At 72.9% G+C, this 22747-nt stretch carries 22 protein-coding genes and 1 tRNA gene; 11 read left to right on the top strand and 12 right to left on the bottom strand.

Annotated elements, in window-relative coordinates; genetic code table 11:
* Window positions 1–27: 27 nt before the first annotated feature.
* Entirely contained in the window at window positions 28–1749 is a 1722-nt protein-coding gene (cdgB, locus tag NLX94_RS32150) for a diguanylate cyclase CdgB (RefSeq protein WP_254386645.1), read from the bottom strand.
* A 341-nt stretch (window positions 1750–2090) separates the two neighbouring features.
* Between cdgB and NLX94_RS32145 the strand changes: the two genes are divergently transcribed.
* Window positions 2091–2696 carry a flavin reductase family protein gene (locus NLX94_RS32145; RefSeq protein WP_254386644.1) on the top strand — a complete coding sequence of 202 codons (606 nt, stop codon included), beginning with the start codon at window positions 2091–2093 and terminating at the stop codon, window positions 2694–2696.
* Between the two features lie 30 nt (window positions 2697–2726).
* On the opposite strand, the gene arfB is transcribed toward NLX94_RS32145, so the two are convergent.
* Window positions 2727–3152 carry an alternative ribosome rescue aminoacyl-tRNA hydrolase ArfB gene (arfB, locus tag NLX94_RS32140; RefSeq protein WP_254386643.1) on the bottom strand — a complete coding sequence of 142 codons (426 nt, stop codon included), beginning with the start codon at window positions 3150–3152 and terminating at the stop codon, window positions 2727–2729.
* A gap of 202 nt (window positions 3153–3354) precedes the next feature.
* Here arfB and NLX94_RS32135 point away from each other — a divergent pair, with 202 nt between their 5' ends.
* On the top strand, window positions 3355–3930 hold the full coding sequence (locus NLX94_RS32135) for a TerD family protein (RefSeq protein WP_254386642.1): 576 nt from the start codon (window positions 3355–3357) through the stop codon (window positions 3928–3930).
* Between the two features lie 85 nt (window positions 3931–4015).
* The gene (locus NLX94_RS32130) at window positions 4016–4534 is read left to right on the top strand and encodes a GNAT family N-acetyltransferase (RefSeq protein ID WP_254386641.1); all 519 of its coding nucleotides are present in this window, start codon (window positions 4016–4018) and stop codon (window positions 4532–4534) included.
* Between the two features lie 42 nt (window positions 4535–4576).
* On the opposite strand, the gene NLX94_RS32125 is transcribed toward NLX94_RS32130, so the two are convergent.
* A complete protein-coding gene (locus NLX94_RS32125) occupies window positions 4577–6019 on the bottom strand; it encodes a M1 family metallopeptidase (RefSeq protein ID WP_254386640.1) in 1443 nt (480 codons plus the stop codon).
* A gap of 37 nt (window positions 6020–6056) precedes the next feature.
* Window positions 6057–6605 carry a heme-binding protein gene (locus NLX94_RS32120; RefSeq protein ID WP_254386639.1) on the bottom strand — a complete coding sequence of 183 codons (549 nt, stop codon included), beginning with the start codon at window positions 6603–6605 and terminating at the stop codon, window positions 6057–6059.
* A 560-nt stretch (window positions 6606–7165) separates the two neighbouring features.
* On the opposite strand from NLX94_RS32120, the gene NLX94_RS32115 reads away from it, so the two are divergent.
* From NLX94_RS32115 to NLX94_RS32100, 4 genes are all read left to right on the top strand, one after another.
* Complete coding sequence (locus tag NLX94_RS32115) at window positions 7166–8332, top strand: sensor histidine kinase (protein WP_254386697.1); 1167 nt, start codon at window positions 7166–7168, stop codon at window positions 8330–8332.
* Window positions 8329–8952 carry a response regulator transcription factor gene (locus tag NLX94_RS32110; RefSeq protein WP_254386638.1) on the top strand — a complete coding sequence of 208 codons (624 nt, stop codon included), beginning with the start codon at window positions 8329–8331 and terminating at the stop codon, window positions 8950–8952. Before NLX94_RS32115 ends, NLX94_RS32110 begins: the two co-directional genes overlap by 4 nt.
* A gap of 230 nt (window positions 8953–9182) precedes the next feature.
* Window positions 9183–9686: a hypothetical protein gene (locus NLX94_RS32105; RefSeq protein WP_254386637.1), complete on the top strand. Its 504-nt coding sequence runs from the start codon at window positions 9183–9185 to the stop codon at window positions 9684–9686.
* Between the two features lie 194 nt (window positions 9687–9880).
* Window positions 9881–10873 (top strand): zinc-binding dehydrogenase, encoded by a 993-nt coding sequence (locus NLX94_RS32100; protein ID WP_254386696.1) that lies wholly within the window; start codon window positions 9881–9883, stop codon window positions 10871–10873.
* Between the two features lie 12 nt (window positions 10874–10885).
* Here NLX94_RS32100 and NLX94_RS32095 read toward each other — a convergent pair whose 3' ends face one another.
* The 3 genes from NLX94_RS32095 to NLX94_RS32085 all read right to left on the bottom strand — a co-directional run bounded on the left by NLX94_RS32095 (window position 10886) and on the right by NLX94_RS32085 (window position 13323).
* Entirely contained in the window at window positions 10886–11359 is a 474-nt protein-coding gene (locus tag NLX94_RS32095) for a GNAT family N-acetyltransferase (RefSeq protein ID WP_254386636.1), read from the bottom strand.
* Between the two features lie 9 nt (window positions 11360–11368).
* Window positions 11369–12283: an aminoglycoside phosphotransferase family protein gene (locus NLX94_RS32090; RefSeq protein ID WP_254386635.1), complete on the bottom strand. Its 915-nt coding sequence runs from the start codon at window positions 12281–12283 to the stop codon at window positions 11369–11371.
* A 305-nt stretch (window positions 12284–12588) separates the two neighbouring features.
* Window positions 12589–13323: a thioredoxin domain-containing protein gene (locus NLX94_RS32085; RefSeq protein WP_254386634.1), complete on the bottom strand. Its 735-nt coding sequence runs from the start codon at window positions 13321–13323 to the stop codon at window positions 12589–12591.
* Between the two features lie 160 nt (window positions 13324–13483).
* Between NLX94_RS32085 and NLX94_RS32080 the strand changes: the two genes are divergently transcribed.
* On the top strand, window positions 13484–14866 hold the full coding sequence (locus tag NLX94_RS32080; RefSeq protein ID WP_254386633.1) for an FAD-binding oxidoreductase: 1383 nt from the start codon (window positions 13484–13486) through the stop codon (window positions 14864–14866).
* 48 nt (window positions 14867–14914) lie between these two features.
* On the opposite strand, the gene NLX94_RS32075 is transcribed toward NLX94_RS32080, so the two are convergent.
* A tRNA-Thr gene (locus NLX94_RS32075) sits at window positions 14915–14988 on the bottom strand.
* Between the two features lie 121 nt (window positions 14989–15109).
* Window positions 15110–15778, bottom strand: coding sequence for a hypothetical protein (locus NLX94_RS32070; RefSeq protein ID WP_254386632.1), 669 nt, complete (start codon window positions 15776–15778; stop codon window positions 15110–15112).
* 187 nt (window positions 15779–15965) lie between these two features.
* Here NLX94_RS32070 and NLX94_RS32065 point away from each other — a divergent pair, with 187 nt between their 5' ends.
* From NLX94_RS32065 to NLX94_RS32055, 3 genes are all read left to right on the top strand, one after another.
* On the top strand, window positions 15966–17057 hold the full coding sequence (locus NLX94_RS32065; protein WP_254386631.1) for an ABC transporter ATP-binding protein: 1092 nt from the start codon (window positions 15966–15968) through the stop codon (window positions 17055–17057).
* Between the two features lie 206 nt (window positions 17058–17263).
* Entirely contained in the window at window positions 17264–17677 is a 414-nt protein-coding gene (locus NLX94_RS32060) for a hypothetical protein (RefSeq protein WP_254386630.1), read from the top strand.
* A 28-nt stretch (window positions 17678–17705) separates the two neighbouring features.
* Window positions 17706–18467 (top strand): nucleotidyltransferase family protein, encoded by a 762-nt coding sequence (locus NLX94_RS32055; protein ID WP_254386629.1) that lies wholly within the window; start codon window positions 17706–17708, stop codon window positions 18465–18467.
* 88 nt (window positions 18468–18555) lie between these two features.
* On the opposite strand, the gene NLX94_RS39145 is transcribed toward NLX94_RS32055, so the two are convergent.
* The 3 genes from NLX94_RS39145 to cysS all read right to left on the bottom strand — a co-directional run bounded on the left by NLX94_RS39145 (window position 18556) and on the right by cysS (window position 22717).
* Window positions 18556–20109: a DoxX family protein gene (locus NLX94_RS39145; protein ID WP_302170889.1), complete on the bottom strand. Its 1554-nt coding sequence runs from the start codon at window positions 20107–20109 to the stop codon at window positions 18556–18558.
* 144 nt (window positions 20110–20253) lie between these two features.
* Window positions 20254–21225, bottom strand: coding sequence for a 23S rRNA (guanosine(2251)-2'-O)-methyltransferase RlmB (rlmB, locus tag NLX94_RS32045; RefSeq protein WP_254386628.1), 972 nt, complete (start codon window positions 21223–21225; stop codon window positions 20254–20256).
* A 94-nt stretch (window positions 21226–21319) separates the two neighbouring features.
* Complete coding sequence (gene cysS / locus NLX94_RS32040) at window positions 21320–22717, bottom strand: cysteine--tRNA ligase (protein ID WP_254386627.1); 1398 nt, start codon at window positions 22715–22717, stop codon at window positions 21320–21322.
* Window positions 22718–22747: the final 30 nt, after the last annotated feature.

Below are 22747 nucleotides of genomic sequence, written 5' to 3'. Positions count from 1 at the left end.
AGGTGCGCCCACGGGCGGCCGGAGAGTTTACCCGGCCCGGCGGTGCGCCTTCGAACGGGAGCGCTTCTCGATGTACATGCGCTGGTCGGCGGAGCGCAGGACCTCGTCCGCGGACATGCCGCAGCTCGCCCAGCCGATGCCGAAACTGGCCCCCACGCGGACCGCGCGGCCGTCCACCCGGATCGGCGGGATGATGGCGTTGCGCAGCCGCACGGCAAGATCGGCGGCGTCGGCGGCGCCCAGCCCGTCGGCGAGGACGACGAACTCGTCACCACCCAGCCGGGCGACCGTGTCACCGTCCCTGACGCCCGTCGTCAGCCGCCGGGCCACCTCGATCAGGACCGCGTCGCCGGTGTGGTGCCCGAACCGGTCGTTGATCGACTTGAACCCGTCGAGGTCGCAGAAGAGCACCGCGAGCCCCTTCGTACCGTCGTCGATGTCGGTCGCCGGCGCGACCGTGTGCACGTGGTGGTCGTACGGGCCCACCGCGGCGGAGCCGCCGGCCATGCCCCCAGGGAACTCGAAGGGCTCGGGAAAGCCGTCGGGCCGGAACCCGTGCCCGCCGTGCTCCCCGTACCCGCTGTGCTCGCCGGGGATCGCGGTGCCCTCCGCCGCGGGCCGCGTCTCGAAGGCCGCGTCCAGCGCCTCCACGGCGGTGGCGCGCACCGACTGCGGGCGGCGGCAGAGCCGGGCGCCGAGCCGGGAGCGCAGCTCGGCGCTGTTGGGCAGGCCGGTCAGCGAGTCGTGGCTGGCCCGGTGGGCGAGCTGCAGCTCGTGCCGCTTGCGCTCCTCGATGTCCTCGACGTGGGTGAGCAGGAAGCGCGGCCCGTCGGCGGCGTCCGCGACCACGGAGTTGCGCAGCGAGACCCAGACGTACGTTCCGTCGCGCCGCCCGAGCCGGAGCTCGGCGCGGCCGCCCTCGGCGGAGGTGCGCAGCAGGGTGCCGATGTCCTCGGGGTGCACGAGGTCGGAGAAGGAGTAGCGGCGCAGCACGGAGGCGGGCCGGCCCAGCAGCCGGCACAGCGCGTCGTTGGTGCGCAGCAGGCGGCCGTGCTGGTCTCCGCCCATCTCGGCGATGGCCATGCCGCTCGGCGCGTACTCGAAGGCCTGGCGGAACGACTCTTCGCTGGCGCGCAGGGCCTGCTGCTCGCGCTCGAGGCGGACCAGGGCCCGCTGCATGTTCGCCCGGAGCCGGGCGTTGCTGATCGCAATCGCTGCCTGGAAGGCGTACATCTGGAGCGCTTCGCGGCCCCAGGCGCCGGGCCGGCGCCCGTTGCGCGGGCGGTCCACGGAGACCACGCCGAGCAGCTCGCCGCCGGAGGCGTACATGGGTGCGTAGAGCCGGTCCTCGGGGTGCCACTCGTCCTCGAACCGCGGGTCGGGGCCCTCGGTGTGCCACTGGGGGACGTCGTCCTCTACGAGGACCCAGCCCTCGGTGTGCGGGATGAAGCGCAGGCCGTCCCAGTTCTCACCCATCGTCAGGCGGCGTTCCCAGGAGGCGCGCGAGCCGACTCGGCCGGTGATCAGGGCTTCGGCGGCGGGGTCCCCCGCGAAGGCGGCGACGACCAGATCACCGTCGGGGCGAACGAGGTTGACGCAGGCGAGCTCGTAGCCGAGACCCAGGACGATGCCGTCCACGACGGTCTGCAGGGTGTCCGCCAGGCTCCTGGCCGTGTTGAGCTCGGCCACCACCCGGTGCAGCTGCCGCAGGGTCGCAAGACGGACGTACGGCTCCGACTCGGTCTCCATTGCTCGCTCTCCCCGAGACCTCGACAGCAACTCCAGGTTTGTCATCGGCGCTTCGTTGCGGTGTCCCGTCCACTGAATCACAGTGAGCTGTGCGGCAGGTACACAGGGTCAACAAATCTTGCTCTCTGTGACTCAAGTCACATGAGATGACTGGGGGAGACGGTACAACCATCGCCATACGGGACCAATCCAGCCCGTTCCGGACCCCGCGCCGCTTCGGGCCCCCGGTCCCGCTTCCGGTTCATTCACGGAAGCAAACGATACGCCGGAGCCGGGGCGGACCGGGCCGGACCGGGCCGACCTAGGTCAGGAGGCGGGGGCGCGGCTCGGACCTCCGCCCGATGCGCCGCGCGAGGGGTGACAGTAGCGTCCCGACCGTGCCCCTTACGACCCCTGTGACATCACTTTCCCTCCCCGCACCCCATGCTGAGGGGGTGAGCAACGACGAGTTCCGGGCCGCGATGTCCCGACTGACCGCGGGCGTGTGCCTGATCACCGCGCAGGAGCCGCCCCTGTCGGCCGGAGGCCCGCGCGGCGAGGACGTCGGCATGACGGCGACCGCCTTCATGTCCGTGTCCCTGGAACCGCCGCTGGTCCTCGTCAGCGTGCGCGAGGGCTCGCGGATGGACGACCTGCTGGCCGAGCAGCCGCTGTGGTCGGTATCGGTGCTCGCCGACCACCAGCTCCAGATCGCGAGCCGGTTCTCGATGAAGAACCGCATCAGCGACCGGCTCCTCTTCGCGGACCTGCCCTGGACCCGCGGCGGCGTCTCCGGCGCCCCGCTGCTGTCGGGGGCGCTGGCCACCCTGGAGTGCCGTACGGAGAACCGCGTGGAGGCGGGCGACCACACCCTGGTCATCGGCCACGTGCTCACCGCCACCCAGCCGGCGCCGGACTCCGCACCGCTGACCTACTTCCGGGGCCGCTACCGGCACCTGGCGCCCTGAGCCGCCCCGATTCCCCAGTCCCTCCCGGCCCTACCAGTCCCGCGCCGTGCGCCCCCGCTTGGTCTCGCCGCGGGCCTTCTTCTCGCGCAGCCGCCGCTCGTTGATCCCGCGGGGGATCTTCGTCGCCCGGCGGGCCTTCGGCGGCGGCGCCGTGGCCTCGGCCAGCAGCGCGGCCAGCCGGACCAGCGCCATCTCCCGGTTGCGGAACTGGGAGCGGTGCTCGGAGGCCCGTACCGTCACCACCCCGTCGACCAGCCGGGACGCCAGCCGCTCCAGCGCCCGCTCCTTCCACACGTCGGGCAGCGACTTCGTCGCCGCGACGTCGAAGAGGAGCTCCACGCGCGAGTCCGAGGTGTTCACGTGCTGGCCGCCCGGCCCGGAGGACCGCGAAAAGCGCCAGGCGAGCTCGCCCTCGGGGAGCACGACCGAACCGCGGATGACATAAGGACCAGGCATGCCCCTATGATCCGTGCCCGCCGGGGCCCCGTCACCCGCATTTGTGGAAGGAGGGGGCGCCCGCCCGGCCCGCGGACAATTCCGCGAATGCGGAACCTCGCGCCCCTCTCCCCGCGTTATGAAGGTCAGCGGTAACTTGGGCATCCTCACGGTCGATACGACAAGTGAGACCAAGTGAGACTAGGAAGGGACACCAGTCACCATGGCAGTAAGCCTCTCCAAGGGCGGAAACGTCTCGCTCAGCAAGGAGGCCCCGGGCCTCGCGGCGGTCACCGTCGGCCTCGGCTGGGACACCCGTACGACCACCGGTGTCGACTTCGACCTGGACGCCTCCGCCATCGCGGTCAACGCGCTCGGCAAGGTCGTCTCGGACAGCCACTTCGTCTTCTTCAACAACAAGTCCACCCCGGACCAGACCATCGTGCACACCGGTGACAACCGCACGGGCGAGGGCGCGGGCGACGACGAGGCCATCAACGTCAACCTCGCCGGCCTGCCGGCCGACGTGGACAAGATCGTCTTCCCGGTCTCCATCTACGACGCCGAGACCCGCAGCCAGAACTTCGGCCAGGTCCGCAACGCGTACATCCGCGTCGTGAACCAGGCCGGCGGCACCGAGATCGCCCGCTACGACCTCTCCGAGGACGCGGCGACCGAGACCGCCATGGTCTTCGGCGAGCTCTACCGCAACGGTGCCGAGTGGAAGTTCCGCGCCGTGGGCCAGGGTTACGCCTCCGGCCTGACCGGCATCGCCCAGGACTTCGGCGTCAACGTCTGACCCTGAGCACCCGCGTCCACGGACGCGACTCAGCTGGAGCCCCCTCCCGGCCGTCCGGGGAGGGGGCTTCGCTACCGTTCCGTACGTGATCCTCCTGCCGCTCGCTCCCGTCGAGGACGGCGCCCTACCGGGCCCGGTCCTCTCCGAAATCGCCACGCTCTACGCGACCAACCACGCGTTCTTCGAGCTCAGCGGAGACTTCCCCGACCCCGGCCGCATCACGGTCGAGCAGGTCGCCGCCGCCCTCGCCGACGAGCTCGCCCACGAGGGCGCCGAGGTCCTCCTCGCCCGCTCCGCCGGACGCCTCGTAGGCCTGGCCGCCACCCTGGCCCAACATCCGGATCCGGCGTCCGACGACCCCGACCCCTGGATCGGGCTCCTCCTCATCGACGCCACCGCGCACCGCGAGGGCTACGGCCGCGCCGTGGTCGCCATGGTCGAGGACCGCTTCCGCGCCGCCGGCCGGACGGGCGTACGGATCGCGGTGCTCGACGCCAACGAGAAGGGCCTCGCCTTCTGGCAGTCCCAGGGCTACGTCACCCTGCGCCACGCCGCCGACCGCGCGGCGGGCCGCCCCTGCACGGTCCTGCGCAAGGCGTTGTAGGCGCTGTAGGCGCTCGTGGGCGCCGTGGACCCCAGAGCGGGGCTACGGCGCCTTGGACGCCCTGGGCGCCTTCGGGCGGTCCTTCCCGTACAGCCACTCGTCCCAGACCGCGCCCAGGTCACGGCCCGTGCTCTCCTCCGCGTAGGCGGTGAAGTCGGCCGTGCTCGCGTTCCCGTGCCGGTGCTCGGCGGCCCAGCCCCGTACGAGGGCGAAGAACTTCTCGTCTCCGGCCTCCTGCCGGATCCGGTGCAGGACCATCGCCCCGCGCCCGTACACCGGGGACCCGGAGATCTCCTTCGCGCTCCTCGGCGCGGCCGGCGGGAAGGCGTCCCAGTCCGAGCCCGCCTCACCGTCGACCCGGGTGTCCCCGGCGAGGTAGGCGTCGAAGTGCTGCTGCGCGCTCGGCCCGCCGTGGTCCTCGGACCACAGCCACTCGGCGTAGGTCGCGAAGCCCTCGTTGAGCCACATGTCCTTCCAGGACTCCGGCGACACCGAGTCCCCGAACCACTGGTGCGCCAGCTCGTGCAGCACCAGTTCCTCGCTGCCGGGCGCGCCGGGGAACACCGGCCGGGTCTGCGTCTCCAGGGCGTAGCCGAGGCTGTGCGCGGGCAGCACGACGGCGCCCGTCGCCGAGAAGGGGTACGGGCCGAACCGCCCGATGCCCCACTCCACCATCTCGGGCAGCCGCGCGAGCACGTCCTTGCTCGCCGCCGCCTCCCCGGGTGAGACGGCCGTGTAGACGGGGATCCCGGAGGGGGTCCGGCCGGTCGTGACCTCGAACTTCCCGACGGCCAGGGTCGCCAGGTAGCTCGCCATCGGCTCCGCGGAGTGCCAGGCGAAGGCGGTCCGCCCGCCGGCCTCCTCCGTACGGGAGCGCAGCTCACCGTTGGACACGGCCTCGTACCCGCGCGGGACGGTCACCTTGATGTCGTACGTGGCCTTGTCGCTCGGGTGGTGGTTGCCGGGGAACCAGGCCATCGACCCGACGGGTTCGCCGACGGCGACCGCGCCCTTGCCGCCCGGGGTGACGATCCACCCCTCCTCGGACCCGTCGGGGTCGGTGATGGTCCTGGGCCGGCCGGAGTAGTCGATCTCCGTACGGAAGACCTCCCCCTCCTCCAGGTCCTCGGCGGGGCGCACCGTCAGCTCGTTCCCGCTGCGGTTGAAGCGGGCCCCGACGCCCTGCACGCTCACGCCCTCCACCTCGAGCCCGCTCAGATCGAGGTTGAAGGAGCTGAGCCCCTGCTCGGCGCGGGCGGTGAGGACGGCGGTGGCGTGCAGGAGCCCGTCGGCCGGGTCGTAGTCGAGGTCCAGGGAGTAGTGCTCGACCTGGTAGCCGCCGTTGCCGGCCTTGGGGAAGAACGGATCGCGGACCCCCGACGCACCCGGCCGCCCCTGCACGGTCTCCCCCGTGCAGCCCGTGGTGAGGGCGAGCAGGGTGGCGACCGCAGGGGCGGCTAGGCGGGAGAGAACGCGAGGATGCACGCGTTCGAGACTACGTCCCGTGACGTAGTGGTCCTCGTTACTTGGCGAGGGCGTCCACGCCGGCCTTGGCGAACTTCTCGTCCAGGTCACCGCTCGGGGCGCCGGCCACACCGACACCCGCGACCGGGGCGCCCTCGACCTGGACCGGGGTGCCGCCGCCGAGGAAGAGGGTGCCGGGGATGTCCTTCAGGTTCGGGGCCTGCGCGAGGCGGCCGGCCAGCACCGAGGTCGGGGCGTTCCAGGACACGGCGGTGTAGGCCTTGCGCTGCGCCGACTCGTAGGACTGCGGGCCGGCGCCGTCGCCGCGGAGGGTGACGATGGTGTTGCCGTTGCGGTCGACGACCGCGACGGTCACCTTCTGGTTCTCCTGCTCGGCGGCGTCCAGGGCGGCCTGCGCGGCGCGGGTGGCGGCGTCGATGGTGAGGTGCGTGGTGGTGGTGAAGTTCTTCTTGTCGCCGTCCTTCTTCGCGACGGCGGCGGCGGGGGCGGCGGCGGGGGCGGCGTTGGCGCTGACCGCACCGAAAGCTCCGGCGCCCAGGGCGACGGCGACGGCGGTACCGGTGAGAACGCGGGTGCGGGTCTTCATGTCTGCTGCTCCTGTGAACGTCGGCACGGCGGGCTGTCCTGCCGTTGCTCCAACCCTCTCCCCGCCACCCCCTCCCACCCGTCCCCGTACCGGCTCCGAACCCGCCCCCCACCGGTTGACCCCAGGGTCAACCGATCGGCTGATGCGCAACGCTTCCGACGACGGCTTACCTGAACCCTCGGGCGCGCCCGCTCAGCCGTCCGGCGTTTGAGGACCGGGGTCCGGGGCGGAGCCCCGGGGGGTCCGGGCGAAGCCCGGCACCCCCCTCCAGCCCGTCCGGCGCTGGAGGACCGGGGTCCGGGCAGAGCCCGGGACACACCCAGCCCCGCCGGCGTTTGAGGCGCGGGTCCGGGCAGCGCCCGGGGAACGGAGGAAGGGCGGGTAGGGGACTCCGCCCCGCAGGGCCCACCCACCCGCACCCCACACCAACCCGGCATCATGGACAAACGCGCCACTTCCAGGAGCACCCCGTGACCACATCGGCCCCGCCGACGACACCGCCCCCGCCGGGCCAGGCGACCACCCCACCCCCCCAGGACACCCGCGCCCTGGCCACGGTCATGCACACCGCCTTCTTCCTCCTCCTCGGCGCCTCCGTGGCCCGCTTCCTCCTCCGCCACCCCGACGAACCCCGCACCCCGTGGATCATCGCCCTCAGCATCACCCTGGCCCTGCTCTACGTCCTCGGCCCCGCCCTCGGCGCCGCCCCCACCCTGCGCCGCCTCCTCTGGCTCGGCCTGGTCGTGGCCGTCTGGGTGGTCCTCGTCGTCCTCGCGCCGAGCTTCGCCTGGTGCGCCGTACCGCTCTTCTACACGGCCCTGCGCACCCTCCCGCCCCGCGCGGCCGTCGTCCTCGTGGCCGTGCTGACCCTGTTCGTCGTAGCGGCCCAGCTCCGCCTCGCCCAGACCTCGGGCAACCAGCCCTTCGACCCCAACCTCCTCCTCGCCCCGCCCGCCGTCGCGGCCCTCGCCACCGCCGTCTTCGTCCACATGGAGCGCCAGGCGGCCGCCCAGCGCACCCTGATCGACGACCTGATCCGCACCCGCCGGGAACTGGCCGCCACCGAGCGCCGCGCGGGCACCCTCGCCGAACGCCAGCGCCTCTCGATGGAGATCCACGACACGCTGGCCCAGCACCTGTCCAGCCAGCAGATGCTCCTCCAGGCCGCCGACCGCACCTGGGACACCGACCCCGGCACCGCCCGCGCACACGTGCGGACCGCCACCGGCATCGCCGCCCGCGGCCTCGCCGAGGCCCGCCGCCTGGTGCACGACCTCGCGCCGCCCGAACTCGCCGGCGGCGCCGGCCTCCCGGACGCCCTGCGCGCGCTGGACGCGGGCCCGGACATCGAGGTCCGCTTCCACCTGGAGGGCGCGCCCGTCCCCCTGCCCGACCGCGCGGAGCAGGCGCTGCTGCGCATCGCACAGGGCGCGCTGGCGAACGTACGGGAGCACTCGGGGGCCAGTACCGCGGCCCTCACCCTGAGCTTCCTGGGCGACCAGGTCGTCCTGGACATCGCCGACGACGGCCACGGCTTCACCCAGCTCCGCGCCGCCGCCGGGGAACGCGGCCACGGCCTCCCCGCGATGCGCGCCCGCGTCCGCCAGCTCGGCGGCACCCTGACCATCGAATCCACCGCGGGCGAGGGCACGGTCCTGTCGGCGTCGATCCCCCTGTCGAACCCTCTGTCGAGCCCCCCGCCGATCCCCCTGGAGAACACCCCATGACCACGATCCTGCTCTGCGACGACCACGTCGTGGTCCGCGCCGGCCTGCTCGCCCTGCTCGGCAGCGAGCCGGACATCGAGGTGCTCGGCGAGGCGGGCAGCGGTGAGGAGGCGGTCGCGCTCGCGGCCAAACTCCGCCCCGACGTGGTCCTGATGGACCTCCAGCTCGGCGAGGGCATCGACGGCGTGGAGGCCACCCGCCGCATCACGGCCGCCTCCAAGAACCCCCCGCACGTCCTGGTCCTGACCACCTACGACACCGACGCGGACATCACCCGGGCCATCGGCGCGGGCGCCACGGGCTACCTCCTGAAGGCGGAACGCCCGGAGGAGCTCTTCGCCGCGATCCACTCCGCCGCCCAGGGCCGCACCACGCTCTCCGCCCCCGTGGCCAGCCGCGTGATGGCCCACATGCGGGGCACCCGGCCCACCCTGACCGACCGTGAGCTCGACATCCTCGGCCAGCTCGCCCGCGGCCTCGGCAACCGCGACATCGCCCGCGCCCTGTTCATCAGCGAGGCGACGGTCAAGACCCACCTGGGCCGCATCTACGACAAGCTCGGCGTCGACACCCGCGCGGGCGCGGTCTCGGTGGCCAAGGAGCAGCGCCTCCTCCCCTGACGGCATCGCCCCCGGCACGGACCGCATCGTCCATCCGTACGAGATCCCGCTCGTACGCCGCGCCGATCCCCCGGGGGCACCGGCACCGCGGCCGCCGCCGACGCGCCGAGCTCCATCCGGCGGACCCGACACCCCCCGGGGGCATCAGGAACTCTGATCCGCGCTCCGGCACCTCTGGCCGCATCCGCCCCCGGGGGTCCCGCCGCTCCGCACGTGACACCATCGGGTACGTGCTCGACATCGGCTACTCCCTCTCCCGGCGCTTCCCCGACCCCCCGCAGACCGACTACCGCTCGGCGGACGTCCACTCGCTGCGCCACGACCTGTTCTGCGGGGACGTCTACCTCGCCGACACCAACGCGGACCGGGAAGTGTCCACAGCCTGGGGATGGGTACCCGTACTGGACTTCGCCTGGGCGCTCTGCGACATCGTCGAGAAGCTCGACGAGGACCCGCGCGGCAGCCGCTCCGCCAACCGCCAGTACGCCGAACTCGACTTCACCGAGTCCTCGGACCGCATGCTCTTCGAGCGCCGCTTCGGCTGGGTCGACGTAGAGGCCGACTGGATGCCGCCGGAGGAAGCCCCCCTCACCTTCAGCCACCGCCTGCTGCGCCGCGAAGCCCGCGACTTCCTCCACGACCTGATCGCGGACCTCATCGACATGCACGACGGCCTCGCCGACAACCCGGTCATCTGGACCCTCCAGTCCCGCTTCCCCCGCGTCCCGGCGTAGCCGGACACTCCCAGCCGCCCGGCACCTTCAGCCGTCCGGCGCTTGAGGACCGGGGTCTGGGGCAGAGCCCCAGAAGCGGTCCGGGCGCAGCCCGGGGAACGGGCGAAGGGCGGGTAGGGGACAGCACCCCTTGACCTCAACCCCACTTGAGGTCGGACCCTGTCCCCATGACCACCACCACGGCGCCCACCCAGATGCGGGCCATCCGCCTCCACACCTTCGGCCCCGCCGAGAACCTCACCCCCGAGTCCGTCCCCCTCCCGGTCCCCGCCCCCGGCCAGGTCCGCATAGCCGTGGCCGCCGCAGGCGTCCACCTCCTCGACACCTCGCTCCGCCGCGGCGTCCAGGGCCCGCCCGCCCCCCTCCCGGAGCTGCCCACCATCCCCGGCCGCGAGGTCGCCGGCACGGTCGACGCGCTCGGCCCCGGCACGGACCCCGCGTGGCTCGGGCAGCCCGTCGTCGTGCACCTCGGATTCGCCCCCGGCGGCTACGCCGAGTACGCCGTCGCCGACGCGGCCCGACTGCACGCCGTCCCGCCCGGCCTCGACCCCGCCACCGCCGTCGCCATGATCGGCACGGGCCGCACCACCCTCGGCATCCTCCAGTTCGCCGAGCTCGGCCCCAGCTCCGTTGCCCTCATCCCCGCCGCCGCCGGAGGCATCGGCACGCTCCTGGTCCAGTACGCCAAGAACGCCGGAGCCACCGTCGTCGCCCTCGCCGGAGGCCCCGCCAAAACCGCCCGGGCCGCCGCCAACGGAGCCGACCTCGCCCTCGACTACACCACCCCGGACTGGTCCGACACCCTCCGCGCCCACCACCCCGACGGCGCCACCGTCCTCTTCGACTCCGTCGGCGGCGACGTCGCCCGCACCGCCCTCGCCCTGCTCCGCGACGGCGCCCGGCACCTCGTCTTCGGCTGGTCCGGCGGCCCCCTCGACCTCACCGGAGCCGAACAGGCCGCCCTGGACGCCCGCGGCATCACCACGCAGTTCGTCCTGGGCCCCGCCATGCTCCAGCGGGCCGGCGGCGAAGACCCCCTGCGCCTCCTCGAAACCCGCGCCCTCGCCGAAGCCGCCGCCGGCCGCCTGCGCCCGGCCCTCCAGCGCTACCCCCTCGCCGAAGCCGCCGCGGCCCACCACGACCTGGAGACCCGCGCCACGACCGGCAAGGTCGTCCTGGAACCCTGAGCCACGCCCGCCCTACTCGCCCCCGAGCTCCGCCAGCGCCCCCTCGGTCAGCCGGTACACCGACCACTCGTCCTGCGGCCGCGCACCCAGGGCCTCGTAGAAGGCGATCGTCGGCTCGTTCCACTTCAGGACCGACCACTCCAGCCGCTCGTACCCGCGCTCCACGCAGATCCGCGCCAACTCCCGCAGCAGCGCCTTCCCGTGGCCGCCGCCGCGCACGCCCGGACGGACGTACAGGTCCTCCAGGTAGATCCCGTGCACCCCGCGCCACGTCGAGAAGCTCAGGAACCACAGCGAGAACCCGACGGCCTCGCCCTCCTCCGTCACCGCCAGGTGCGCGAAGGCCGCCGGCCGCTCCCCGAAGAGCGCCTCCCGCAGCTGCTCCTCGGTGGCGCGCGCCTCGTGCGGCACCTTCTCGTACTCCGCGAGCTCGCGGATCATGGCGTGGATGACGGGTACGTCGCTGACGACGGCGCTACGGATCATGCCCGCACCCTACGAGCCACCGCGCGGGCCCCGCGCACCCCGCGCGTCCCGCCCCAGCAGGGTTTCCGCGATCCTCAGCTGCCTCCCCGCCGGCCGGTCCCCGTCCTCCACGTCCCACAGACAGTTCTGCAGCACCCGCCCCAGCGTCCACGCCCGGGCCCGTTCCCGGTCCGCCCCCACCGCCTCCGCGAGCGCCTCGAAGCGCCACCGCACCTCCCGCGCACGGAAGTTGTTGACGAGCGCCGGCAGCAGCTCGAACCCCGGATCGCCGGCGAGCGGCTTCGGGTCGATGGCCAGCCACGGTTCGCGCCCGCCCGCCAGGACGTTGTCGTAGTGCAGGTCCCAGTGCAGCAGCCGGTCCCCCGGCTCCCCCGCCACCTCCGCGAGCGCCGCCGCGCAGTCCGCGAGGAGCCCCCGCTCCCGGCCGTCCGCCAGCTGCGCCAGCGCACCCGGCACCGCCTCCAGCATCGCCGCCGCCACGTCCCCGAGCCGCCGCAGCCCGGCCGGCGCCGGGACCGCCGTCAGCCGGGCCAGCAGCCCGCCGAGTTGCTCCACCGCCTGCCCGGAGTCCCGTACGGCCAGCGCCGACAGCGGCCGCCCCGCGTCGAGCTGCTCCAGCAGCAGCGTGCCGGTCGGCGCGTCGTCCGCCAGCAGCCGTACGCAGCCCTCCCCGGCCCACGCGCGCAGCGCGAGCGCCTCCCCCGCGTTCTCCTCGTCCAGCGCCGGGAGCTTCAGCGCCGCCGGCGTCCCGTCGGCCCGCTCCACCGGCAGCACCAGGGCCGTCACCCCGTACATCCCGGGCCCGGTGACCCGTAGCTCCCACCGCTCCAGGAAGTCGTCCACCCGCGCGGGCAGCGCATCGGTGAACTCCCGCCCGGCCGCCCCGTTGTCCCGCACCTGCGCCCGAACGAACCCCTTGGGCACCCCCCGAAACCCACCACGCCCCGAGCCACGCCGGCCGCCCAGCCCACCCGGCGCACCCAAGCCACCCGGCCCACCCGAGGCGCCCTGGCTGCCCGAACCACCCGAGCCACCCAGCCCACCCGGCCCATCCGGCCCGCCCGGCCCACCCGCTGCCACACCGTCCATACCCCGACCCTAGGGCCTGCCCTCGGCCCCACGGCCTACCGCCGACCCCTCACGGCCTACCGCCGGCCCCACGGCCTGCCCTCGACCCCAGGGCCTGCCGCCGCCCCGGGTCCCGCCCCGGGTCCCGCCCCGGGTCCCGCCTAGGCCGCCGCCCCGATCCCGACCCCCCGCAACGCCCCCGTGAACGCGCCCGCGTCGAAGAGCGAGCCGTCCTTCGACCCCACCGGCTTCCCCTCCACCAGCACCATCGGCGTGGCCTGCGCGCCCGTCGCCTCGAAGCCCTTCTCGGCCTCCGCGACCCACCCCTTGTACTTCTCGTCCTTCACCGCCGCGTCGAAGGCCGCCCCGCGCAGCCCCGGCACCCGGTCCGCGATCTTCAGGAGCAGCTCGTCGGTGAACTTCCCCTTCGGCTGGCTGGCGAAGACCGCCGCGTGGTACTCGGCGAACTTCCCGGAATCCACCGACGCCCGCAGCGCGTTGACCGCCTTGACCGAACCGCTCGCCCCGCCCCGGTCCAGGAAGGAGGCCAGCAGGTACTCGATCCGCACCTGCCCGGCCTCCGCCAGCTTCAGCAGGGATTCCCCGCCGGCCTCCTCGAACCGCGCGCAGTAACCGCACTTGGGATCCACCAGCACCTGCGCCGTACGCGGCGCGTCCGGCTTCCCCACGACGATCTTCGGCCCGTCCACCGCCGCGGGCAGCCCCGCGAGCACGTCCGCGATCGGACTGGTCCGCACGGGCACCTCGGAGGCCACGGCCTTCCCGCCGTCCTTCCCGCCGTCCGTCCCGGAGCCGCATCCGACGACCGCCCCGCCCAGCAGGGCCACGGACGCGACCGCTGCGACCAGCCGCCCCGCCACCACCACGCGCGCCACGAGAAACCACACCTCTCACCTAAAAACCTGACAAAATCCCCTCCCCACCCTAAGAAGGACCCCCCACCGCCCACATCAGCCATTCGGCCACCCATCGGCCCCCAAAACCCGACGTCACGCCCCTGGACACCCGTCCGGAACCCCGTGTACCAACTCCCCCATGACGATCAACGGCGGAATTTCCTTCTGGCACGCGACGGACGGGACCGCCCCCGCCCAGCCACCCCGCGCCCCGCTCACCGGCAACACCACGGCCGACGTCGTCATCGTCGGCGGCGGCTACACCGGCCTGTGGACGGCGTACTACCTCAAGACCGCCGCCCCCGACCTGCGCGTCACCGTCCTGGAGCAGAAGTTCTGCGGCTACGGGGCCTCCGGCCGCAACGGCGGCTGGCTCTACAACGGCATCGCCGGCCGCGACCGCTACGCCGCCCTCCACGGCCACCAGGCCGCCCAGCGCCTCCAGCACGCCATGAACGAGACCGTCACCGAGGTCATCGACACCGCCGCCAAGGAGGGCATCGACGCCGACATCCACCGCGGCGGAGTCCTCGAAGTGGCCCGCACCCCGGCCCAGCTCTCCCGCCTCAAGGCCTTCCACACCGCCGAACTCGCCTTCGGCGAAACGGACCGCGAGCTCTACGACGCCACCGACACCCGCGCCCGCATCAACGTCGCGGACGCCGTGGGCTCCTCCTGGACCCCGCACGGAGCCCGCATCCACCCCCTGAAGCTCGTCAACGGGCTGGCGGCCGCCTGCGAACGCCTCGGCGTCGTCATCCACGAGTCCACCCCCGTCACGGAGATCGCCCCGCGCCGCGCCCTCACCCCGTACGGCACGGTCCGCGCCCCGTACGTGCTGCGCTGCACGGAGGGCTTCACCGCCGCCCTCAAGGGCCAGAAGCGCTCCTGGCTCCCGATGAACTCCTCGATGATCGCCACGGCCCCGCTCCCCCCGGAGGTCTGGTCCCAGCTCGGCTGGTCCGACGCCGCCACCCTCGGCGACATGGCCCACGCCTACATGTACGCCCAGCGCACGGCCGACGACCGCATCGCCATCGGCGGCCGCGGAGTCCCGTACCGCTACGGCTCCCGCACCGACAACGACGGCCGCACCCAGCCCGCGACGATCACCGCCCTGACCAACCTCCTGGAATCCTTCTTCCCGGCCCTCGCAGGAGTCGAGATCACCCACGCCTGGTCGGGCGTCCTGGGCGTCCCCCGCGACTGGTGCGCCACGGTCACCCTCGACGCGACCACCGGCCTCGGCTGGGCCGGCGGCTACGTGGGCTCCGGCGTGGCCACCGCCAACCTCGCGGCCCGCACCCTGCGCGACCTGGTCCTGAACGACCGCACGCCCCTCACCACCCTCCCCTGGGTCAACCACAAGGTCCGCCGCTGGGAACCGGAACCCTTCCGCTGGCTCGGCGTCCAGGCCCTCTACGCCGCCTACCGCGAGGCCGACCGCCGCGAGACCACCACCCACACCCCGACCACAACCCCCCTGGCCCGCCTGGCCGACCGCATCTCGGGCCGCGGCTGACGGACACGCGGAAGGCCCCGGGCAACCGCCCGGGGCCTTCCGCTCCTGAGCCCCCTGTCGGATTCGAACCGACGACCTACGCTTTACAAGAGCGTTGCTCTGGCCAGCTGAGCTAAGGAGGCAGTGCGAGCCTGTGCAGCGCACAGAATCGCCTTCACTCTACACATCCGCCCGATGCCGCAGCGAAGAACTTTCCGGCCCCGCTCCACCCCTCGTCCGCCAGTTCGGCACCGGCCGAGGGGGTCACACCCCCGGATACCCCGCCCGCGCCAGCCGCGTGGCCACCGCCTCCAGCGGGAGGCCCGGGTTGAGGGCGTCCACGACCGCCTGGGTGAGCGGGAGCAGCGACCAGACGTGCCGGACGGCGTCCAGGGGGAGGTCCGTCTCGTAGTAGTCCTCGGCGAAGTCGCGGTAGGCCTCCGGGGTGCCGGCCACCAGGAGCTCGAAGAGGTAGTCCGCGCCGTCCGCGTCGCGCCGCCCCTCCGGGAAGTCCACCTTGCCCGCGCGCCACTGCGTGTCGCCGGTCTCGCGCCAGAAGACGGCGGTGGCGCTCAGCACGCCGTCCTCGCAGAACGCCGGCTCCTTCAGGTACGGCCGGAAGGCCTCCGGTATGCCGTCGGTCAGGCCCGGCCATCCGTCCTCGTTGTCGGTGTCCGCCCACGGGCTCATCACCGACTCGTGGTCGAAGCCGTGCCCGAAGACCCCGTCCGGCGTGAAGAGGATCGCGTAGTCGTCCCCGGAGCCGTTGTCCATCAGCGCCACTTCCTCGCCCGGGCCCCACTGCGGGTCGTAGGCGAAGTACCCCTCGTCCTCCTCGCCGCTGATCACCAGCTCCAGCGCCGCCATCGCCCGGCAGCGGTCGCGCAGCGTCTCGATGTCGGGCAGCGCGCGGGTCACGTCGTAGATGGTCATGGCCGTGATCCAAGCAGCCGCCTCTGACAGTCGCCGCGGACTGCCGGGACGTCGTGGAAGTCACCCCCGCCCAGGTGCTGACAGGAAGCCTCCCGACGGGTAGCGTCGGGCCGAGTCCAGTCCACTGGACTAGACCTTCCACTCGGATCGTCCGGCACGTTCCTGCCGGTTGAAGGGATTCATCACCATGGCTTCTGTCACGTTCGACAAGGCGACCCGCCTGTACCCCGGCGGCGAAAAGCCCGCCGTCGACCAGCTCGAGCTGGAGATCGCGGACGGCGAGTTCCTCGTCCTCGTCGGCCCCTCCGGCTGCGGCAAGTCCACCTCGCTGCGCATGCTCGCCGGCCTGGAGGACGTCAACGGCGGCGCCATCCGCATCGGTGACCGCGACGTCACCCACCTGCCGCCCAAGGACCGGGACATCGCGATGGTGTTCCAGAACTACGCGCTCTACCCGCACATGTCCGTCGCCGACAACATGGGCTTCGCGCTCAAGATCGCCGGCGAGGACAAGGCCACCATCCGCAAGAAGGTGGAGGACGCGGCGAAGATGCTGGACCTGACCCAGTACCTCGACCGCAAGCCGAAGGCGCTCTCCGGCGGTCAGCGCCAGCGCGTCGCGATGGGCCGCGCGATCGTGCGCAAGCCGCAGGTGTTCCTCATGGACGAGCCGCTGTCGAACCTCGACGCCAAGCTCCGCGTGTCCACCCGTACGCAGATCGCGGCCCTCCAGCGCGACCTGGGCATCACCACCGTCTACGTCACCCACGACCAGGTCGAGGCCATGACCATGGGCGACCGCGTCGCGGTCCTCAAGGACGGTCTGCTCCAGCAGGTCGACACCCCGCGCAACATGTACGACCGCCCGGCGAACCTCTTCGTCGCCGGTTTCATCGGCTCCCCGGCCATGAACCTGGTCGAGGTCCCGATCACCGACGGCGGCGTGAAGTTCGGCGAGAGCGTCGTCCCGGTCTCGCGCGAGGCCCTGTCCGCCGCCGCCGCCGACGCGGGCGACCGCACGGTCACCGTGGGCGTGCGCCCGGAGCACTTCGACATCGGCGACGCGGGCGGCCTGACCATCACCGTGAACGTCGTCGAGGAGCTGGGCGCCGACGGGTACGTCTACGGTTCCACCTCGCACTCCGAGGGCTCGCAGGACATCGTGGTGCGCGTGAGCGGCCGCAACGTGCCCGAGAAGGGCTCCACGCTCCACGTGGTGCCGCGCGCCGACGAGATCCACGTCTTCTCGACCTCCTCGGGCGCCCGCCTCTCCGGCTGACCCGTCCGCGCACGTCCACCGAAGGGGCGTCCCGTCAAGGGGCGCCCCTTCGGCGTGAGTTCCCGCATCAGGTCCGGCGCGAGGTCCGGCAGATCGGGCCATTCGGCCCCAAGCGTCAACCCTTAATTCGAAAAGCCACGTCGAACCATCCCCCGACCGGGTGACTAAATGTCGCCATATCTTCACCGAGCGCTACTCTCGCCCTCGTGACCCACACTGCCCGCCGTATCGGCCGATCCCTCGCCCTGGTCCTGCCCGTCGTCCTGGTCCTGTCCGGGACCCTCGCGGTCACCATGGTCCCCTGGGCGGACAACACCCCCTCCCAGATCCTGACCGCGTCCGCCGAGGACGTCTCCGTCCCCGCGAAGCCGCGCGCCGCCCAGGACGTGCTGCGCGAAAAGCTGTTGAGCGAGATCCAGCAGGGCGAGCAGCCGGGTGACGTCCTCACCCACCTCCAGCAGGAGGTCGACCGGCGGCCGTCCCTCGCGGAGCACTGCGTGGGGATCGCGCGCGCCCTCGGGCGGGCCGCGGTGGACGCCTACGGGCCCACGAAGGCCCAGTCGTTCGCCCGGCCGGTGTGCGACACCTCGTACGCGTCCGGCGTCGCCTCCATGGGCTGACGGCCGCCGCCGCAGCACCGACAACGACATGACCGGTTCCGAGCGTTCCGACCGACCCGACGCGGCCGCGTTCCCGGCCTCCCCGACCCAGGCGATCGTCCTGGCGGGGGGCCAGGGTTCGCGGCTGCGGCCGTACACGGACGACCGCCCCAAGCCGATGGTGGAGATCCCCGGTACGGGGATCCCGATCATCGGGCACCAGCTCGCGTGGCTGGCCTCGGAGGGGGTGACGGACGCGGTGGTCTCCTGCGGGCACCTCGCCGAAGTGCTCCAGGAGTGGCTGGCCGAGGCCCCGTTGCCGCTCCGGGTGACCACCGTCGTGGAGACCGAGCCGCTGGGCCGGGGCGGCGGCCTGAAGTACGCCGCCCGGCACCTCCCGCACCCCGACCGCTCCTGGTATGCGACCAACGGCGACGTGTGGACCCGCTTCTCGCTGCGCGAGATGGCCGCCTTCCACACCGAGCGCGGCGCCACGGCCACCCTCGCGCTCGCCCGCCCGCGCATTCCGTGGGGGGTGGTGGAGATCAACGAGTACGGGCACGTACTGGACTTCATCGAGGCGCCGCAGTCCCCGTACCCGGTCAATGCCGGGGTGTACGTCTTCGGTCCCGAATTCGCCGCCCTGCTCCCCGATTTGGGGGACCACGAGCGGACGACCTTCCCGCGCCTGGCCCGCGAGCGGCGCCTCGCCGGCTTCCCGCTGCCCCAGGGGGCCTACTGGCGGGCGATCGACACGGCGAAGGACCTCACCGAGGCGGCACGGGAGTTGGCCGCGCAGAACGCCACGTAGCGCCTCACGCTGCGGGAGCAGCACAAGGAGCGGGGCCCGGTACGCGACTGCGTGCCGGGCCCCGCTCCACGTGCGTGTGGTGTGTCCGTCAGCCGAGGAGGCCGCCCACCAGTCCGGGCTGCTTCGGCTCGGTGCTCCCCGCTCCTCCGCCGGAGGAGCCGCCGCGGGTTCCCGTGGAGCTGGCCGGGGGCTTCTGCGGGCTGGACTGGCGGGGGGTGGTGCGCGGGGTCTGGCTGCCGCTGGTGGAGCCGCGGGTGGCGCTGGGCGAGCCGGAGCCCGCGGTCGGGGAGCTCGTACCGGCGGTGCCGCGCCCGGTCTTCGCGGCCGGGGAGGAGGCTCCGGCCGAGGGCTGCGCGGCCTGCTTCGAGGGGGTGGGGCGTACGGGCTGCTGCTGCTTGGGGGTGCTGGGCAGCGGCCGCCCGGGCAGGTAGTTGGTCGGGGCCTCGCCCGGTCCGGGCACGGTGACCACGGTGGTGGAGCGGACGGCGCCGCCGAGGAGCGAGCCGATCAGGAGGGTGAGCCCGCAGATGACGCTGGCCATGACGGCCCCGCGGCGCAGGACCCGGCGGCGCAGCCGCCAGACCTCGGAACGCGGGCCCAGGGTGCGCCAGGCCTCGCCGGCGAGGCGGCCGTCCAGGGAGTAGACGGGGGCGCCCGCGATGATCAGCGGGCTCCAGGCGGCGAGGTAGATGATGTCGGGCGCGTCGTAGGCGGGGACGGTCTTCCAGCTCACCGTCATCAGCAGCGCGGCGGACAGCAGCGCGCCGAAGCAGGCGGCGAACCGCTGCCACAGGCCGAAGACCGTCAGCACGCCCACGATGACCTGGAGGAACGCCACGCTGAGGCCGGCGCCCACCGGGTGGGCCAGCGCGAAGTCGCGCAGCGGTTCGGCGAGCGCCCACGGCTGCAGGGTGTGCAGCCAGGTGACCATGGAGCCGCGCTCGCCGCCGTCGAAGTAGACGGGGTCGCAGAGCTTGCCCATGCCGGCGTAGATGGAGATGAAGCCGAGGAAGACGCGCAGCGGGAGCAGCACGACGCCGAGGTTCATGCGGCGGCCGGGGTAGTACGAAGCCTGCGCGCGGGCGTCGCCCTGGGCCCGGCGGGAGTCCGCGGAGCCGCCCTCGGCGTAGGCGGCGTCGTAGGCCTCGTGGGGGTGGGAGAGGCCCCCCACCACGGGCTGCAGCCGGGTTTCCTCGGCATCCCCGTAGCTGCGCTGCCCGATGACGGTCGGGGTGGCGAGGGTGTCGTCCGCGAGGTCGTGTGCGAGGTCGATGCGCGGGATGGTCTGGGTGGCCCCGCCGTCGTACTCGTCGCGGCCGGCGTGGCCGCGCCCGTGCTCGCGCACGGCCTGGAGGAGGCCGCCCATGGCGGCGCTGGCGGCGGCGTCGCCGGGGGCGGACTTGCCGCTCCAGACGACGGGCCGGCGGCGGGCGGCTCCGGCTCCGGCGGCCGCGAGGGCCCCGCCGAGTGCCGGGGCGAGCCCGGGGGCGCCCAAGGGCCTGGGACGCGCGCTGGGGCTCGGAGCGAGCCGCACGCGGAAGCTGGCGTGGTTGACGATGACCTGTGCGGGGTCGCACGGCACCTTGACCATGCTCAGCGCGGGCTGGTCGTCGAACCCTGGCGTTCTGGTGTCCACACTCATCTAACCGAGTGATGAGTGTTTAGGACACTGCCTTGACAGCAGTGATGTGTCCGAGACCCGTCAAATCAAGCCACCCCGCCCACGGAGGGCGGGGTGGCACGCTCACGGGTCACATCCGCTGAGCCAAGTGGATCAAGCGGCGGCTCAGGCGCGGCCGCGGGTGGCGCGGCGGCGGGAGGCCTCGTAGAGCACGACGCCCGCGGCGACACCGGCGTTGAGCGACTCGGCGCCGCCCGGCATCGGGATGCGCACGAGGTAGTCGCAGTTCTCGCCGACGAGACGGCCGAGGCCCTTGCCCTCGGAGCCGACGACGATGACGACGGGGCCGCCCAGCGCCTCCAGCTCGTGCACCTCGTGGGTGCCCTCGGCGGCGAGGCCGACGACGGTGATGCCGGCCTTCTTGTAGTCCTGGATGGCGCGGGTCAGGTTGGTGACCCGGGAGACCGGCGTACGGGCCGCGGTGCCGGCGGAGGACTTCCAGGCACCGGCGGTCATGCCGGCGGCGCGGCGCTCGGGGATGACCACGCCGTGGCCGCCGAAGGCGGAGACGGAGCGGACGATCGCGCCGAGGTTGCGCGGGTCGGTGACGCCGTCGAGGGCGACGATGAGCGGGTCCTCGCCGTTGTCGTACGCGGAGGCGGTGAGGTCCTCCGGGTGCGCGTACTCGTACGGCGGGACCTGGAGGACCAGGCCCTGGTGGTTGAGCCCGTTGGTGAGGCGGTCGAGCTCGGGGCGCGGGGCTTCCATCAGGTTGATGTTGCCGCGCTCGGCCGCGAGCTGGAGGGCCTCGCGGACGCGCTCGTCGTTGTCGATGAACTGCTGGACGTACAGGGTGACGGCCGGTACGCCGTCGCGCAGCGCCTCGAAGACCGGGTTGCGGCCGACGACCATCTCGCTGGAGCCCTTGGGGCCGCCGCGGCGGGGCGCCGGGCGGCGCTTGGCCGCCTGGCGGGCCATGGCGCCCGCGATGCGGTTGGCCTTGTGCTTCTTGCGGTCCTCGGCCTTGGGCGTGGGGCCCTTGCCTTCGAGGCCCTTGCGCCGCTGGCCACCGCTGCCGACCGTCGCGCCCTTCTTGTTGGACGTGCGGCGGTTCCTGCGCTGGCTGTTCCCGGCCATGACCTCTACCTGTTTCGTTGGTGCTGCGATATGTACGTATGAAGAGTGTGCGGCTCAGGGTGCCGAGCGGCACAACGGGACTGCTCCGGTGGGATCAGCGGGGGCCGAGCGTCCATCGGGGTCCGGTGGGGCTGTCCTCGATGACCAGGCCGGACTGCTGGAGCTGGTCGCGGATGGCGTCGGCGGTGGCCCAGTCCTTGCGGGCGCGGGCGGACTCGCGCTGCTCCAGGACCAGGCGCACGAGGGTGTCCACGGCTCCGTGGAGGTCCTCGCCGCGGTCGGCCTCGCCCGCCCAGTGCGGGTCGAGGGGGTCGAGTCCGAGGACGCCCAGCATGGCCCGTACCTCCGACAGGCGCGCGATGGCCGCGTCCTTGTCGTCGGCGGCGAGCGCGCTGTTGCCCTGGCGGACGGTGGTGTGGATGATCGCGAGCGCCTGCGGGACGCCCAGGTCGTCGTCCATCGCCTCGGCGAAGGCGGGCGGGACCTCGGCGGCGGGCTCGACGGGCTTGCCGGCCTTCTCGATGACGCGCTGGATGAAGCCCTCGATGCGCGCGAAGCCGGACTCGGCCTCGCGCAGGGACTCCACGCTGTACTCGATCATCGAGCGGTAGTGCGGGGTGCCGAGGTAGTAGCGCAGCACGATCGGGCGCCAGACCTTGAGCATCTCGGAGACGAGGACGGAGTTTCCGAGCGACTTGGACATCTTCTCGCCGGAGAGGGTGACCCAGGCGTTGTGCATCCAGTACTTCGCGAACTCGTCGCCGTAGGCCTTGGCCTGGGCGATCTCGTTCTCGTGGTGCGGGAAGATCAGGTCGAGCCCGCCGCCGTGGATGTCGAAGGCGCTGCCGAGGTACTTGTGCGCCATCGCGGAGCATTCGAGGTGCCAGCCGGGACGGCCGCGGCCCCACGGGGTCTCCCAGTCGGGCTCGCCCGGCTTGGAGGCCTTCCACATGGCGAAGTCGCGCGGGTCGCGCTTGCCGGAGACGCCCTCGTCGGGCTGGCGCAGGTCGTCGATGTTCTGGTTCGACAGCTCCAGGTAGCCCGGGAAGGAGCGGACGTCGAAGTAGACGCTGCCGTCGGCCTCGTACGCGTGGCCGCGCTCGATGAGCCCGCGCATCATCTCGATCATCTCGGGCACGTGGCCGGTGGCGCGCGGCTCGTACGTGGGCGGGAGGCAGCCCAGCGCGTTGTAGCCATCGTTGAAGGCGCGCTCGTTCTCGTAGCCGATGGACCACCAGGGGCGGCCCTGCTCGCCCGACTTCCAGATGATCTTGTCGTCGATGTCGGTGACGTTGCGGATGAAGGTGACGTCGAGCCCGCGGTAGGTGAACCAGCGGCGCGCGATGTCGAAGTTCAGGTACGAGCGGACGTGCCCGATGTGCGGAGCCGCCTGCACGGTGGCGCCACAGAGGTAGATCGAGACGCAGCCCGGGACGAGCGGGGTGAAGTCACGGATCTGCCGGGCGCTGGTGTCGTACAGGCGAATAGTCACGGCATCCAGGGTAGTGCGCCTGTAGCAGTG

Source organism: Streptomyces sp. TBY4, assembly GCF_024213195.1.
In the GTDB taxonomy this organism is placed as follows: Bacteria; Actinomycetota; Actinomycetes; order Streptomycetales; family Streptomycetaceae; genus Streptomyces.
This window is presented reverse-complemented; position numbering and strand designations above follow the sequence as displayed.

Coding starts and splice junctions, on each gene's coding strand:
- NLX94_RS32070 (WP_254386632.1), bottom strand. CDS start 15,778: ATGACCATCTACGACGTGACCCGCGCGCTGCCCGACATCGAGACGCTG.
- NLX94_RS32115 (WP_254386697.1), top strand. CDS start 7,166: ATGCACACCGCCTTCTTCCTCCTCCTCGGCGCCTCCGTGGCCCGCTTC.
- NLX94_RS32065 (WP_254386631.1), top strand. CDS start 15,966: ATGGCTTCTGTCACGTTCGACAAGGCGACCCGCCTGTACCCCGGCGGC.
- rlmB (WP_254386628.1), bottom strand. CDS start 21,225: ATGGCCGGGAACAGCCAGCGCAGGAACCGCCGCACGTCCAACAAGAAG.
- NLX94_RS32110 (WP_254386638.1), top strand. CDS start 8,329: ATGACCACGATCCTGCTCTGCGACGACCACGTCGTGGTCCGCGCCGGC.
- NLX94_RS32080 (WP_254386633.1), top strand. CDS start 13,484: ATGACGATCAACGGCGGAATTTCCTTCTGGCACGCGACGGACGGGACC.
- NLX94_RS32135 (WP_254386642.1), top strand. CDS start 3,355: ATGGCAGTAAGCCTCTCCAAGGGCGGAAACGTCTCGCTCAGCAAGGAG.
- arfB (WP_254386643.1), bottom strand. CDS start 3,152: ATGCCTGGTCCTTATGTCATCCGCGGTTCGGTCGTGCTCCCCGAGGGC.
- NLX94_RS39145 (WP_302170889.1), bottom strand. CDS start 20,109: ATGAGTGTGGACACCAGAACGCCAGGGTTCGACGACCAGCCCGCGCTG.
- cdgB (WP_254386645.1), bottom strand. CDS start 1,749: ATGGAGACCGAGTCGGAGCCGTACGTCCGTCTTGCGACCCTGCGGCAG.
- NLX94_RS32055 (WP_254386629.1), top strand. CDS start 17,706: ATGACCGGTTCCGAGCGTTCCGACCGACCCGACGCGGCCGCGTTCCCG.
- NLX94_RS32120 (WP_254386639.1), bottom strand. CDS start 6,605: ATGAAGACCCGCACCCGCGTTCTCACCGGTACCGCCGTCGCCGTCGCC.
- NLX94_RS32145 (WP_254386644.1), top strand. CDS start 2,091: ATGCGCCGCGCGAGGGGTGACAGTAGCGTCCCGACCGTGCCCCTTACG.
- NLX94_RS32100 (WP_254386696.1), top strand. CDS start 9,881: ATGCGGGCCATCCGCCTCCACACCTTCGGCCCCGCCGAGAACCTCACC.
- NLX94_RS32095 (WP_254386636.1), bottom strand. CDS start 11,359: ATGATCCGTAGCGCCGTCGTCAGCGACGTACCCGTCATCCACGCCATG.